This is a genomic window from Chryseobacterium sp. Leaf180 (genome assembly GCF_001424585.1).
GTDB lineage: Bacteria > Bacteroidota > Bacteroidia > Flavobacteriales > Weeksellaceae > Chryseobacterium.
In genome coordinates, this window is record NZ_LMPJ01000012.1 from 135,784 (window position 1) to 151,053 (window position 15,270).

Here is a 15,270-nt window from a genome sequence, read left to right on the forward strand (position 1 = left end):
GTTTTCAAAAATACATAGAAAGTCGTGAGAAAGGTATTTAACCTGTCGGTATTTTTTTCCTTTTGAAACTGTAAATGTGGTGGAAGACATTTTCGCTCAGAACCTATTAATCCTTGGATAAATGTATTTTTGTTCTGCGTAATGTCCGGCCTTTTAGCAGAAAAGTTCAAAAGAAATATTTCCTTTGAACTTTTGACTGATAATACATCGAAACTCTTTCAAAAATGCGGTTAAGCGGTGCATTATTATTTTTCGTGTAACTGCTTATTCAAGTTCTCAAGCTTGCCGATTAATTCATTCAGATTAGTTTCCTGTTTTTTTACAGTCTTTGGTCTGATGTAAAACCAGTTAAAACCAATCCAAGTCAACGTGATAACGTAGGCGAAATATGCCCAAAACACGGTCATTTTTAAGGTGTATTCGTACGTGTATAAACCGATTCCTGATGAGAGCAAAAGATAATAGATGCTCAGCATTTTTGTCTGAAGGTATTTCTGTTTTGTTTTAAGTGCTGCCAGACTTTTTAAATATCTACTGTTCGTCTGGGTTTCATCAATTTGTTTAAAATGCGATAACTGTTTATTGTAAGCGAAAAGATAAGTTGCCATTGCCAAAATAGTTAAAACAATTCCGATTTTGGTGGTAAGATGTTGCGGCTGATAAAAATACCATATACAAAAAATACCGGCAGCTGTGGCGATTAATAAAATATTGAAAACAATCAGTTTTTGAATGCTGGTTTTCTGATATTTTTTCAGTTTGCTCTTCAGCTCATCCATGTTTGACTGTGCCACTTTCTGTTGTTGCCAAATAGCAGCAAAATCTATGTTGCTACTGTCCATATTCTTTAAATTTTTTCGTTAATTTCTCTTTTATTCTGTGAATTTTCACTCTTACATTAGCTTCGGATATTCCCATAATATGGGCAATTTCGGCCTGTTTTATCTCTTCCAGTTCCAGTGAGATGATAAGCCGGTCAGTTTCCGGCAGTTCTGAGATAAATTTATAAAGCAGCTGAATCTGCGGTTCAATAGATTCCTGGTTTTCTTCTTTTAAATTTATCGGCAGCTCTGTTTTTATAATCTTCTTTTCTTTTTCAATCTGACGTAAGCAGTTGTTGGAAGCGATCCTGAAAATCCAGGTACCGATATTTGATTCGTTTCTAAAATTTGGTAGCTGCTGCCAGATGATGATGAAGGTTTCCTGTGCGATATCCTTTGCCCAGTCAAAGTCGTTTACATAGCCCATGCACAAACGAAATATCTTTTGCCAGTATAACTTATATACTTCGTCAAATGTCATTATTTCTTTGCTAAAAAATTATTCAACTGTGAAAAAAACCATTCTTTATCATCATACATTATAAAATGGAGACCTTTGTCTGCATATTGCAGTTCGCCGCCTTTCAAATTTTTGTACTGATCTTCGACTGCAGGCTTAAAATTTTTAAAATAAGATTCCAGCAGTATTAAACTTGGACACTTTATATTTTTAATTTTCTCTCGCAGATCGGTGTTTGAGAAATCACAGTACATTTCTGCAAAAGTTTTTCTGTCAGATTTTACACTCCAGTTTACCACTGTTTCGAGCATTGCTGTGTTGGATAAAAGTCGTGGCATTGTATTTTTCTGCATCTCATAAAACTGCTTATCAGTCATCCCTATTAATTGCTTTACGATAGGCGAACAGTCGTTATTTTCCTTCGATTTAAAAGCAGGATCCGTCATTGCCAATAAACACGGAAGTGCATCAACCACAACTATTTTGGAAGGTAAATTCGGGTAATCTGAGGCAATTGCCAGTGCAAGACCGCCACCCATACTGTGACCGATAATAATTGGTTTTTCAATTTTATTATCCTGTATGTACTGCACAATAGCCTTTTCCCAACTTTCGAAAGTTGCATTTTCCTGCGGTTTTGCTCCGGCAAAGCCTGCCATCGTAAGTCTATAGCAAACGTAATCTTGCTCAAAATGACTTTTAGTTTCTTTCCAAACTTCACCCGAACAGGCAAATCCCGGAATAAAAATCACTGCCTGTTTACCATTTCCCGTTTTCTGAACCTCAAAAGGATACAATTTGTTTTGTCCGAAAACATTTACACACAAAGCAAATAATAATGTGAGCGTAATTGCGATTTTGTACTTTTTCATATTCTAAAATTTAAATTATTATTATTTAATTCGCCTTTTAGATACGGGACATTTCAAAATGTTACAGAATCAGCAAAATTTTTTGCGCACAATATAGCTATGATAATGAATCTAAGGATTATTACTAATTATTTTTAATCATCGCTTTCGCATGTCCTTTTTTCAAACCGTCCACAATCATTTCGGCAAATTTCTGTCCGGCTGAGGAGCGGTAAAATCTCGTGAGTTTTTCGATTTCGGATAGGGTAAAGAGAGTGCGGTAAATTCTCATTACCGCGTTATCGAGCCAAGTTTTGCCTTTTCCGATTGTGAAAAATGTCTCCATGTTTTTTGCCTTGTCGGCGGTAAGATTTCCTTTCGAATGATCTTCGGAAATTTTAAAAACAATTGCTTCGTTGTTGTTAAAACGACCTTTTGCCTGCCGCAGTTCAATGATTTCTGCAATCAGGCGGTCTTGCGGAACAGCTGAAGTATCCACTTTAAAATTTGCCACTTCTGCAGTGATTTTGTTGAAAATATCAGGATTTGTCTTTTGGCAGAAGAGCATATTTGAAATTAGATAGAAGAACGTTAGAAGGTCGAATTTCATTTGTTGTAAATTTTAGATTTCATTCAATAACATTGAATTTCTTCATCAAATATACTCAGAAAAGAAAGTCACCGTGCGTTCTTATTTAAAGTTAAGAAAAGAGAAGCCCCGCATTAAGCGAGGTTTTAATGTTTAAAATAATCTATTTTATTTTTTTCGGACAGCTTCAGCATTAATATCGTAAGTGATTGCTTTTCCTTTTGCCAGCTCGTCGACGAGCTTATCAAGATAGCGCACTTTTTGGGTCAGTGGATTTTCAATTTTTTCGATTCGGTATCCGCAGATCGTTCCTTTTATTAAATCAGCATTTGCATGAAGAGTTGCCTCGTCAAAAAATGTCTCAAAAGTCACTTTCCGGTCGATCATTTCCTGTAATTTCTCGGTGTTGAAACCCGTAAGCCATTCAATTACCTCATGAAGTTCAGAGATGCTCCGGCCTTTTTTCTCAATTTTATTTATGTAATGCAGATAAACTGAGGCAAAAGTCATTTTTGCTATTCGGTTATCATGATCAGCAGTTGTCTTCATATCAATCTTCTTTTAAACAGAAAAAAATAAAATCTTGTTCAGAAAAATGCTGAACATACATTTATTAAAGATAAGAATAAGCTGAGATTCTTCTTACCAGAAAATTTGAAAGATTGTGAAAGTTTAAAAAGAAGAGGTCAGGAAACGAAAAACTTTATTTCAAAAAAAGATTTCATTTTAGACATAAAAAAAAGCCGAAACGGCTGAGTGATTTTTCATGTCCGGCTCTTCCGCAATTTAAAGGCTGCGGAAGAGCATTACCGTATTAAATAAGCAGATTTGAAAATCTGCTAAAAGAATTTTAGTTGTTTTCTCTTTTTACCGTTGCGATATAAGATGATACTAAAACTGCACATGTTGCTACTCCTACTATTGCGATCATAATTTCTTTGATTTGTAATTAAACGTTATTTTTTTATCAATTCTGTAATGCAAATATATAGCGTTTAAACAACGGTCGCAATAGTAATTATATGATGTATATCAGGCTACACATACGTAAGAGTTGGATTTTTGTTTAAATATAGATTGTAAATTTTTGGTAATTTAGATCTCTAAGTTTAAATAATGAAACGGTAATTGCTTATATTTTATTGTATTTTTAATAATATTATGGAAGATCTTTAAATGTGATAAAAACAAAAAAATTAAAAAGCGTTGCATAATATGTAAAAGTGAACGGTTTGTAAACGAAAATTAAAGTTCAGAATCTTCGAATTATTGCTGGTGAAAGGGGCAAAAAAAACTGTTGCGTTTGGTTTTACCGGTAACTTTTTCAGTGATTTGGTGACCGCATTTCTTACATTTTTTCTGATGGTATACCTGAAAATTCTTTTTGAGTATTCCTTCTTTGCGCCATTTTTTGAAATCAAAACTGTACGACCGGACTGCTTCCAATAATTCATCAAGTTTTTTCGCGCTGATTTCTTCAATCTTTTTTTCGGGATGTATTTCAGCGCGAAACAATGCTTCATTTTTAATGATATTGCCAACGCCGGTAAAAATTTTCTGGTCGAGCAGTGCATCGCAGATCATTAACTGAGGTTCTTTTTTAAGTTTTTCTATCGCTTTTTCCGGATTCCAGTGGTCGCTCATAATGTCAGAATCCCAGGAAATATTTTTCAGAAAATCCTGCGAGTCATATTTTACAGTACATGTATAAAAGAACATTCCACCATCAGAAAAAGTGAGTCCGAGTCGCAAAGTGTCAATGTCAGTGCGTTTTTCCAAACTGTACGAACCAAACATCATCAGATGAATTTTAATGATAAAATCATCGAAAATCAGAAAAGTCTGTTTGCCGAAAGTCAGAATATCACGCAGAATTTGACCTTTTGCAGCATGTTCATCAGAAACCGCGCTTCCGGATTCTGTTTTTACTTTTTTACCGATAAACTGTACGATATCTTCCTTCATCAGGATAATGGTGGGACCTTCTGGCATGGCTTGATTTTTCAGGAAAAATTCAAATATTATTCCCCAACCTCTAAAAATTGATTTAATTTTGAAACATCATGAATTTAAACCAGATTTACAGCAGCCGACGTACCGGAAACAACCCGAATACACTGGCTTCGCGCACCGATTTCCAACGGGATTTTGACCGGATTATTTTTTCGTCAGCTTTCCGAAGGCTGCAGAATAAGACGCAGGTTTTCCCGCTTCCGGGCAGTGTTTTTGTGCATAACCGTCTGACGCATTCGCTTGAAGTTTCGTCTGTGGGAAGAAGTTTGGGAAGTATGATTGGTGAGTTTATTCATGATCACTTTAAAAATGAATTAACAGAAGATTCCAGAAGTTTTTACCTGCATAATCTTGGAAATGTGATCGCAGCAGGCTGCCTTTGTCATGATGTCGGAAATCCTGCTTTCGGTCATTCCGGTGAAGATGCGATTGCAAGTTATTTTGAAAGAAATGAAAATCATTTAAAATCAAAATTTCAAGAAAAGGAGTGGGCAGATCTCGTGAATTTTGAGGGAAACGCGAATGCCATCCGAGTTCTAACACATCAGCAGCAGGGAAAAGATTTTGGCGGTACGCAGCTCACTTTTTCTACACTTGCAAGCATTGCGAAATATCCTTGCGAAGCTGTTGCCAGAGATAAAAGTCAGCTTCACCGGAAGAAATTCGGGTTTTTTCAGAACGAAAAAAATACTTTTCTCGAGATTGCTGAATCAACACGTTTGATCTGTGAAAGCGAAGATCCTTATATTTTTAAACGCCATCCTTTTGTTTGGCTCGTGGAAGCGGCGGACGATATCTGCTACAATATCATAGATATGGAAGACGCGCACCGCTTGGGAATCGTTTCTACTGCCGACTGCCAGAATTTATTTTTTGAACTCGTTAAATCTGAAACTGATGATGTTGCCCGCGTCACCAGAAAACTCGATTCTATCGGTAACGACAATGAGCGGATTTCTTATCTGCGTGCCAAAGTAATTAATGCATTAATCAACAAATCGCTGCAGATTTATAAAGATAGTTTTGACCAGATTTTAAACGGAAAACAGGACAAAGCTCTGCTTGATATCTACCGTGAAGAAAATTCTTCTTTGAAGGATATCGAAAGCTTTTCCATCGAAAAAATTTATAATCACAAAGCCGTTGTAGAAATCGAAAATGCCGGTTATAATGTAATGTATGAATTGCTAGATCATTTTATTCCGTCGGTTTTAAAGTCGAAAGATGAAAGAAAATCTTACGATAAAATGGCGCTTAAACTTTTGCCGAAACAGTTCGTCTACGAAGAGGGAAGTGATTATCAGAAAACACTCGGTGTGATCGATTTTGTTTCCGGGATGACCGATAATTTTGCAACCGATCTTTACCGTAAAATTAAAGGAATCGACATTGGAATGACCATGTAAATCAGCTTAGGGGTTTTGTTTTTACTTCAAAATCTGTATCTTAACGACGTAACATAAAAATCTAAACGTATGTATATTTTAGGAGCTGTAGTATTTTTTGCCCTCATCACACTGTTCGCATCATTTTTTACCGTCAAGCAGGAATCTGCCGCGGTCGTTGAACGGCTGGGAAAGTTTTTGAAAGTAAGCCACGCCGGTCTGCATCTGAAAATTCCTTTTCTGGATCAGATTTCGAAGCGTCTCAATCTGCGAATTCAGCAGCTGGACGTCATTATCGATACCAAAACGCTGGATAATGTTTTTATTAAAATGAAAGTTTCGGTGCAGTATCAGGTGATCCGAGAGAATGTAAAAGATGCGTATTACCGTCTAGAAAATCCGGAAAATCAGATCACTTCGTATGTTTTCGACGTTGTAAGAGCCGAAGTTCCGAAAACCAAGCTTGATGATGTTTTTGTACGCAAAGATGACATCGCGATTGCAGTAAAAAGCGAGTTGCAGGAAGCGATGCAGAGCTACGGTTATGATATTATCAAAGCTTTGGTGACTGATATCGATCCTGATGAACAGGTAAAACATGCCATGAACAGAATCAATGCCGCCGAACGTGAAAAAACGGCTGCAGAATATGAATCTGAAGCACAGAGAATCAGAATTGTAGCGGTTGCGAAAGCTGAAGCGGAATCTAAAAAACTTCAGGGACAAGGTATTGCTGACCAGAGAAGAGAAATCGCGAAAGGTCTTGAGGAATCTGTAAAAATGTTGAATGCGGCAAATATCAACGCTCAGGAAGCTTCAGCTTTAATCGTTGTGACGCAGCATTATGATACATTAAATTCCGTTGGTGCGAATAACCGAAGCAATCTGGTTTTGTTGCCGAACTCGCCAACGGCAGCAAGTTCTATGCTGAATGATCTCGTAGTTTCTATGGCGGCGACGCAGAAAATGGATGAGCTACATACGGACACCCGACATCAGAAGCCAATTAATCTTGATAAAAATTCTTAATATAAATCAATCCTTTCACAAATTTCTGAGAGGATTTTTTATTTAGTAGAAAAATTTTAAATTTAATTTGAACTCACGAAAAAAGTCTCTGAATTTCAGAGACTTTTTTTTATTGAAAGAAATAAGTTTTACACTTGAATCATAATTATTTAGTTTGATTATTTTGATCTGTTCTGAGTTTGCTGTTTCTGTGACCGTAGCAGAAATAAATGATCAAGCCCACCGCAAACCAAAGCCCGAAATAATACCAGTTTTCGTGGCTCATTCCCGTTAAAAGGTATAAACATGAACTCAAACCTATTAAGGGAATCAGCGAGAAATTTTTAATAAAAGTGAATACACAAAGCACCAGATTGATGATGATGAAAAAGAAAATCGAAGCGCGGAATTCGCCTTCATTCGGATCTTTCCAATCCATTAAATTTTGGAAAAATGCCGGCTCAAAATAATAAAATCCAGCCAAAGCGCCAATGAAAATTACCGGAAAAAGAATTTTACCGTTAATATACGGAAGATGAAAACGGCCTTTTATTTTCTGTTTTGGCGGAAGCATCAAAACTCCGGCGCAAACCAAAACAAATGCGAAAATTGTCCCGATGCTGGTGAAATCCAAGATGAAAGATTTGTCGGTAAAAAGAATCGGAATTCCTACAACAATACCTGTCACAACCGTAGCAAATGAAGGTGTTTTATATTTTGGATGTACGGTCTGGAATTTTTTAGGCATCAGTCCGTCGCGACTCATCGCATACCAGATTCTCGGCTGTCCCATCTGGAAAACGAGTAAAACCGTGGTTATCGCGACAATTGCCACGAAGGAAACGGTAAGTTCCATCCACGCTACATTGGCGTTTGCTTTTTCAAAAATGAATGAAAGCGGATCACCGACACCGTCGAATTTTCTGTAATCGACCATTCCGGTCAAAACGAGTGTAAGACAGATGTAAATAATGGTACAAAGTACGAGCGAAATAATCATTCCTTTCGGAAGTGTTTTCTGCGGATCTTTTGTTTCTTCAGATAATACGCTTAACGCATCAAAACCAATATACGCGAAAAATACGCCCGAAACGGCACTCATAACGCCCGCAAAACCATTTGGCATAAATGATGGTGTGCCATTTACCGGACTTACAGGCGTCCAGTTTTCGGTATTAATATATGAGAATCCAACTAAAATAACGAGTATAATAACGGCAAGTTTTAGGATAACCAAAGCGTTATTAAAATTTTTACTTTCCTTTAAACCTACATAACAGAGCCAAGTAATCAAACCGTTGATAACCAAAGCAGGAATATCAACAATGAATTTTAAACTTCCGAGAAGTGGAGCAGACCGCCACGCATTAAGCAGTTCCTGATTTTCTGAACCACTGGTAAATGCTTTTTTTGCTTCGGTATAACTACAGGTGAGATAATCGGGAATATGCATGCCGAGTCTCTCAAGAAAACTCGTGAAATAGTCTGACCAAGAAAAAGCTACATAAATGTTTCCGAAAGAATACTCCATGATGAGCGCCCAGCCGATAATCCAGGCAATCAGTTCTCCGAAACTTGCGTAAGCATAGGTATAAGCAGAACCCGCGGTAGGAATTCTGCTGGCAAATTCTGCATAGCAAAGCGCTGTAAAACCACACGCAAAACCGCAGATTAAGTAAAGCAAAATCACACCCGGACCGCCGCGGAAAACTGCCTCGCCCAAACTGCTGAAACTGCCTGCGCCGATAATGGCCGCGATGCCGAAAAATACAATATCCCAAGTACCTAAAACCCGCAAAAGGCTGGTAGAAGTATCGGTTTCTGAGTAGATTTTTCTCCGGAAAAGTTGATTCATGTAGAAGTGTGTAAAATTTGAAGAAAACAAATGTAATTAATTCTGTTAAATATTTGGAATATAATCGCTGCAACGCTGCAAGAAAGTTAATAAAAGTTAAAAATTATCCACAAGCTAACAAACTTCGAAAAGGTTTGGCAAAACAATAAGTTTTCAATATTTTCGTGGATAATTTGTGGATAAAATGACCGCCAGAATTCCGCATTTTCAGATTTCTGCGGTTGCAATCTTATTAATTTGATCATTCAATGAAGTCAAAAAAAATACTTTTAGCCGCAGCAGTTTTCTATTTCGGAATCTCTGAGGCGCAACAATCACAATACTTTACCCAAAAAGAAAATTACCGTTTCGGTCTTGCTGAAAATCTATATCAGACCAAAGTTTACAACGCTTCTCAGTACGAGTATGCGCGGCAGTATTTTTATAACCAAAACCTTGAAAAGTCTAAAAAAGAGGCAGCGCAGTTTTTTGATCAGGTAATCGGTGTCATTCTTCAGAAAAATCATGCGGAAGAAGGTTTGACGGCTTTTATGAAAGAATATCCCAACTCGGCGTATTTTGCACAGGCCAATCTCCCGCTTGCGGATTATTATCTGGCTAAAAAAGATTTTAAAGAAGCATTAAAAACTTTAAAAAAGGTCAATCAGTACCAGCTGACGCACGAAGAAAATACGCAGTACATCCTGAAACTCGGTTATACGAAATTTATGATGGGCGATTCTAAAGGTGCCATTGACGCGCTGGAAGAAGCGTATAAAACTGCCGATGAATCGCAGAAAGGCGATATCGCGTATATGCTTGGTCACTTAAATTATTCTAAGAGACAGAATGATCAGGCGTTTCTCTATTTTGATTCAATAAAAGACAATCCGAAATTTTCTAAACTTGTGCGTCCGTACTATGTGCAGATGTATTACAATGACAAAGATTACGACAAGGCGATTTTTGAAGGAACGGCTTTATTGAATGAAGATCTTTCGGCTTCGTATAAAGCGGAAGTTCATAAAATTATCGGTGAATCGTACTTCATGAAAGATGACTATGCTTCGGCGTATCCGCATCTGAAAGATTATCTCGCCGTGCAGCAGAATCCCTCTGAAAATGATCTGTACGAAATGGGATTTGTTGCGGCGCAGCTCAAAAAATATGACGAGGCAGTTTCTTATTATAATCAGTTGCTGAACAGCAATTCGGCGCTCGCGCAAAATGCATATTATCAGCTTGGAAATGCATATCTCGCCGTAGAAAAAAAGCAGGAAGCACTTTCAGCATTTCGTTCTGCGTATCAGATGGATTATGATAAAAACGTGAAAAAACTCGCGCACGAGCAATATGCAAAGCTGAGTTACGATATCGGAAATCCTTTTGAAAATCCGACCAACGTTATTCAGGAATATATAAAAATCAATACCAACGATCCGAAAACAGCAGAAATGCGTTCGCTTTTGGTAAAATCGTATCTGTACTCCGGAGATTTTAAAGAAACGCTGAGCGCGATCGATAAACTTCCGAATTCTACTCCCGAAACCGATAAAGTAGATCAGGAGGTTTCCTATTTATTGGGAACGGAAGAATTTAATAAAGGAAATTTCGACGATGCAGAACGTTATTTTTTAAGAAGTTTAGAATTTAATATCAATAAAGAATTCCACAACCGCGCTTTGTACTGGCTCGGACAGGTGTATTATCAGAAAGGAAATTATCCTTCGGCGATTGTACGTTACGAAAAACTTTTAAACGAAACTTTCCCGGAGCAGCAGCAGTTGCCCTATGATTTGGGATATGCTTATTTTAAATCGAAGAAATTTGATCAGGCTGAAAAATATTTTACGGACTATCTGAAAAACCCGAAGTCTGAGTTTAAAAATGATGCTGAACTTCGTCTCGCAGATATTAATTATGCAAATAATGATCTTGATAAAGCGATTGCGATTTACGATCAGACAACCGATGCGACCGATTATACTTTGTACCAGAAAGCGTTGGCTTTAGGATTTAAAGATGATCAGGCAGCGAAAATCAGCAATCTGAAACAGCTTTTATCTAAATATCCAAACTCAGAATATGTCGACGATGCGCAGTACGAAATCGGCGTTGCATACTCAGTACAGGAAGATTTTAATAATTCCAATGACTATTTCGGGAAAGTAATTAAAACTTCGACCGATAAAGATTTGGTGGCGAATGCGTCGATCTATAGAGCGCAGAATTATTTTGATCAGAACCAAAGCGACAAAGCGCTGTCTGAACTTCGTACTCTTGGTGAACAGTACAAAAACACGGCTTACGCCCAGAAAATTGTGCAGGCAGCGAGACCGATTTTCACCAAAAACGGTGACGTTTCCGGTTACGAAACATTTGCACGAAATCTTGGGGTAAATATCGATGCAAAAGAAATTGATGAGATAAATCTTTCTACCGGAAAACAGTATTTCGCAAAGAAAGATTACAAAAATGCAATTTCCTTTTATGAAAAATATTTAACGCAAAACCCGACCGGTGACGGACTTTATCAGGCTAAATATGAGCTTGGCGAAAGTTACTATCAAAACAACAATCAGGCGAAGGCTTTGCTTGTTCTGCAGGAAGTTGCTGATGTCGCGAATGATTATCAGGATGATGCGCAGACACGTGTGGCCCAGATTTATCTCGCGCAGGGAAATACATCAGAAGCGAAACGTTATCTTGAAAGTATCAGAAATTCTTCAGACGTGAACGTGAAAAATTACGCGAATGTTGAATTAATGAAACTCTATGCTGACGAGAAAAACTTTGGCGAAGCGGAAAAACTTGCAAATGCAGTTATTGGAAACACTAAAAATTCAGCGGCGGTAATTGAGACCGCAAAAGTGATTAAAGCAAGAAGTCTGATGAACAGCGGAAAAGACAAAGACGCGCAGTCTGCGTATACTTCGCTTGAAAAATCTTCAAATACGGAAGTTGCCGCGGAAGCGCTTTACGCAAAAGCTTTCTATCAGAATAAAGGAAAAGCTTTTAAATCTTCAAATGAAACGATTTTCAAACTTGCCAACAATTATGCATCGGAAGATTACTGGGGCGCAAAAGCATTGGTTCTGATGGCGAAAAACTACATCGGCCTGAAAGATAATTATCAGGCAAGTTACACAGTCGATCAAATTATCGCCAATTATTCTGATTTCCCGGAAATTGTTGCCGAAGCGAAGGAAGTAAAAAAGACTATTAAAAAGTAAAATGTGTACTGATGTATGATCGTAAAACGTATTTGTGATTTTCAGAATACATTTTACAGGAGTACTTAAATACAATCAAAATGAACAAGAGAATTCAAATATTATCGATATTATTTTTGGGACTTTCGTCTGTGGCATTTTCGCAGATCCGCGAAGAGAAGCTTATTCTCACCAAAAAACGCGAACCCGAAGTAAAGAAAATTGAGAAGAAAAAAACGTCGGTGGAAGTGGTAAAAAACTATCCTCCGGAAGAGAAATCTGCGAATCCTGTACAATATAACATTACGGATGTGCCTGCGGTTTCAGATTTTAAGACATCCACGATTCAGGGACAGGATGTAGCTCCGACTTTTGATGCGGCTGCTCAGAATAATTATTTTCAGATCGGTATGGGCAATTACGGAAAATTTCTGGCTGACGGAAATATCTCCAAAACGCTCGACAATAAACTGGAAGTAGGTGCCGATGTGCATGTTTTGACAACCAACGGACTGAAAAAAGATTATGCCTGGGATTCTGATTCGCGTACGGCAAATCTTGGTGCCTTTCTTAACGCTTACGGCGAAAAAGGGAAGGTAAATGTGAACGCAGAATATGCGCTGGATGATTATAATTATTACGGAATTTATGCTTTAAATCCGTCTGCAGGAGTTGATTTAAGCCAAAAAGTGAATCAAATTCGGGTGAATGGTTATTATGATTTTTATTCAAATAATATTCTGAATGATGTTCGTGTAAAATCGAATTTTCTTTCTGACCGTTTTAATGCAAAAGAAAATCAGGTTTCTGCGTTGGCTAATTTGTCGAAACATGCAGTAAACATTACTGATGATATTAAATTGAATGCCGATCTCGGTCTCGGAATTGAAACGGTGCAGAGCGATTTTAAAATCATCGACAGAAATTCTTCGACGTATTTAAACTTCTCCCTGGCGCCAAAAGTGACCTTCATGAAAGGTGAAACCTATTTGATGCTTGGCTCTGGATTTTCATTTTTAAACTCGAGATTCTCAAATCTGTCAATGGCTGGTGAGGCGAAAAACAGCAAAACATTTTGGTTTCCACAGGCAGAATTTCAGTTGGCAGCATCGAAAGAATTTAAGTTTTATGGTGGTGTAGACGGCGGCTTGAAACTGAATACATACAGTGATCTGCTTCAGCAGAATCCGTTTTTGGTTTCAGACGAGATGTTGAGACCGACGGAAACTAAGTTTCATTTCTACGCCGGTTTGAGAGGTGATATCAGCGAAACTTTAAAATATGATTTCTCTGCAGGTTACGGGAAAATAAACAACATCATGTTTTTTAAAGCAAATACTTTATTCGACAGTGGTTTGGCTTTAGACCGTTTCGGATTTGATTATGCGAATACTTTTTCTGCAATCTATGACGATGGAAATGTGAGTGATATCAAAGGAAGTGTGCAGTATTTTCCTTTGGCGAATTTAGTTTTGGATGCGGAAGTACGTTTCCAAAAATATGAACTGAAGAATTTTGAAAATATTTATAACGTGCCGCTTGTTTCGGGAAGCATCGGTGCAAAATATACAATGTTGCAGAAAAAACTCTCGCTTGGTTTCAAAGGAATTTTTGCAAGTGACAGAACGACAAACTCTTACACTTTAGAAGGCGTTTCAAACCCAATGCTGATGTTTCAGTCGACAGAAAACACGAATGATAAAGTTGGCGGATATGCCGATTTAAATTTGTCTGCGGAGTATAAGTTTCACAAAAATTTCAGTATTTTCGCACTCGGAAATAATCTTCTGAGCTCAAAATACCAGACGTACAAAGGCTATAAAGTTCTTGGCGCGCAGATTTTGGGAGGAGTGAAGATTACATTTTAAAAAAAATGGAGCAATTTTTAATTACTAATTAATTTTTACTCTTTAAAATATTAATGGCTGCGTAGTTCAACTGGATAGAATATCAGATTTCGGCTCTGAGGGTTGGGGGTTCGAATCCCTTCGCGGTCACTTGGCGGGAAATGTCACTTTCATGAGTGATTTTCCCGCTTTTTTATTTTGTAAAATCTTGTCTATTGATAAGATGGAAGATATTGCCGAATTGATCGGAGGTATTTTAAAAGTTTTCGTCAAAAATCGGAAATTTATTGTTTTCTAGTGCCATCTTCTCCTTTAATATAGAGTTGAGAGAGATTTGATAATTTTTTTGGCACCTGATTACGTTTTGTTTTGATAGTGCTATTTAATGGGTAACTTTTGATTCTGCAGATCCATTTCTAATGCATCGAATTTTTTTTATGCTCTTTTTTACTCAACTGATAATCTTTGAGATCAAATCTGTCCTCTAGATATTTTTCTCTGGCACTATTTAGACGATTATTTTTGAAGAAATTTTCTTTTTTCTTCATGTCGAAACTTTGATGATTATTTTTTAAATTGATCAAAAATATTTCTTTAATTAATTGACCGAACGCAATATGATATTCAAATTTTTTAACTCTCTTGTAAATTCATCATTAACTATGTCAGCGCTGCATCTGTATCCACATTTAGATTGGCAATGATGATATGAGAAAGTAGTTTTTTAAGTTTATAAATTAGTAGAATTATATAAAATTCTTATAGACAAAAAGTAACTATTGTTTAATGAAGCTTTCATTGGTAACTATGAATAGCAGCAGTAGAATTTGAAAATTACCGACTGATCAATTGTGATTGTGGATAGAAGCTAGTTTAATGGATTTTGACGGAAATAAGATGATCTTGTATACTGACGGTAACTATAGGAAAAATCCACCGTGGCAAATCTAATAATGACCACAAAAATGATTTTAATGTCGCATATTTGACGTATGGATCAATTACTGAATAACTTTTAAAACTTTACAATAATGAAGCATCTTTTTTTACTTTTTTTGACTGTCTTTGCAGTAGCACAAGTTTCTGCACAGGATGACCCATGCCTGACAGATCCAAATAAAATTCATCGATGCTTGCTTTTTCCAGAACAAACACTTTTTCCTGAATGACCTCTGTAACCAGATGCGACACTTTGGAATACATTTCCATATCCCCTCTGATAATTCTTGCTTCAGGACATAATCGCAACC

Annotated in this window: 11 protein-coding genes, 1 tRNA gene and 1 pseudogene; 5 read left to right on the forward strand and 8 right to left on the reverse strand. The window is 37.1% G+C overall.

All coding sequences use genetic code 11. The features are described 5' to 3' along the window. Window positions 1-245: 245 nt before the first annotated feature. From ASG01_RS14655 to ASG01_RS14680, 6 genes are all read right to left on the reverse strand, one after another. A complete protein-coding gene (locus ASG01_RS14655; RefSeq protein ID WP_055865307.1) occupies window positions 246-842 on the reverse strand; it encodes a hypothetical protein in 597 nt (198 codons plus the stop codon). Then, entirely contained in the window at window positions 832-1,302 is a 471-nt protein-coding gene (locus ASG01_RS14660) for an RNA polymerase sigma factor (RefSeq protein ID WP_055865312.1), read from the reverse strand. Before ASG01_RS14660 ends, ASG01_RS14655 begins: the two co-directional genes overlap by 11 nt. Beyond that, on the reverse strand, window positions 1,302-2,153 hold the full coding sequence (locus ASG01_RS14665; protein WP_055865315.1) for an alpha/beta fold hydrolase: 852 nt from the start codon (window positions 2,151-2,153) through the stop codon (window positions 1,302-1,304). The genes ASG01_RS14660 and ASG01_RS14665 overlap by 1 nt, the downstream gene beginning before the upstream one ends. 124 nt (window positions 2,154-2,277) lie before the next feature. Continuing rightward, on the reverse strand, window positions 2,278-2,742 hold the full coding sequence (locus ASG01_RS14670; RefSeq protein ID WP_082498393.1) for a DUF2059 domain-containing protein: 465 nt from the start codon (window positions 2,740-2,742) through the stop codon (window positions 2,278-2,280). 147 nt (window positions 2,743-2,889) lie between these two features. Beyond that, window positions 2,890-3,270 carry a DUF2200 domain-containing protein gene (locus ASG01_RS14675; protein WP_055865319.1) on the reverse strand — a complete coding sequence of 127 codons (381 nt, stop codon included), beginning with the start codon at window positions 3,268-3,270 and terminating at the stop codon, window positions 2,890-2,892. 717 nt (window positions 3,271-3,987) lie between these two features. Further along, the gene (locus ASG01_RS14680; protein WP_055865322.1) at window positions 3,988-4,713 is read right to left on the reverse strand and encodes an endonuclease; all 726 of its coding nucleotides are present in this window, start codon (window positions 4,711-4,713) and stop codon (window positions 3,988-3,990) included. A 71-nt stretch (window positions 4,714-4,784) separates the two neighbouring features. Here ASG01_RS14680 and dgt point away from each other — a divergent pair, with 71 nt between their 5' ends. Beyond that, a complete protein-coding gene (gene dgt, locus ASG01_RS14685) occupies window positions 4,785-6,140 on the forward strand; it encodes a dGTP triphosphohydrolase (RefSeq protein ID WP_055865325.1) in 1,356 nt (451 codons plus the stop codon). A gap of 69 nt (window positions 6,141-6,209) precedes the next feature. Beyond that, window positions 6,210-7,148 carry an SPFH domain-containing protein gene (locus ASG01_RS14690; protein ID WP_055865329.1) on the forward strand — a complete coding sequence of 313 codons (939 nt, stop codon included), beginning with the start codon at window positions 6,210-6,212 and terminating at the stop codon, window positions 7,146-7,148. 145 nt (window positions 7,149-7,293) lie between these two features. On the opposite strand, the gene ASG01_RS14695 is transcribed toward ASG01_RS14690, so the two are convergent. Then, window positions 7,294-8,982, reverse strand: coding sequence for an APC family permease (locus tag ASG01_RS14695; protein ID WP_055865331.1), 1,689 nt, complete (start codon window positions 8,980-8,982; stop codon window positions 7,294-7,296). A gap of 248 nt (window positions 8,983-9,230) precedes the next feature. Here ASG01_RS14695 and ASG01_RS14700 point away from each other — a divergent pair, with 248 nt between their 5' ends. The 3 genes from ASG01_RS14700 (at window position 9,231) to ASG01_RS14710 (ending at window position 14,170) form a co-directional block, all read left to right on the forward strand. Continuing rightward, the gene (locus ASG01_RS14700) at window positions 9,231-12,194 is read left to right on the forward strand and encodes a tetratricopeptide repeat protein (RefSeq protein WP_055865335.1); all 2,964 of its coding nucleotides are present in this window, start codon (window positions 9,231-9,233) and stop codon (window positions 12,192-12,194) included. Between the two features lie 80 nt (window positions 12,195-12,274). Continuing rightward, window positions 12,275-14,041 (forward strand): TonB-dependent receptor, encoded by a 1,767-nt coding sequence (locus ASG01_RS14705; protein ID WP_055865338.1) that lies wholly within the window; start codon window positions 12,275-12,277, stop codon window positions 14,039-14,041. Window positions 14,042-14,096: 55 nt separating this feature from the next. Then, window positions 14,097-14,170 (forward strand) — tRNA-Arg (locus ASG01_RS14710). A gap of 948 nt (window positions 14,171-15,118) precedes the next feature. On the opposite strand, the pseudogene ASG01_RS14715 reads toward ASG01_RS14710, so the two are convergent. After that, window positions 15,119-15,270 (reverse strand): annotated as a pseudogene (locus ASG01_RS14715) (DNA polymerase IV); the annotation flags it as partial.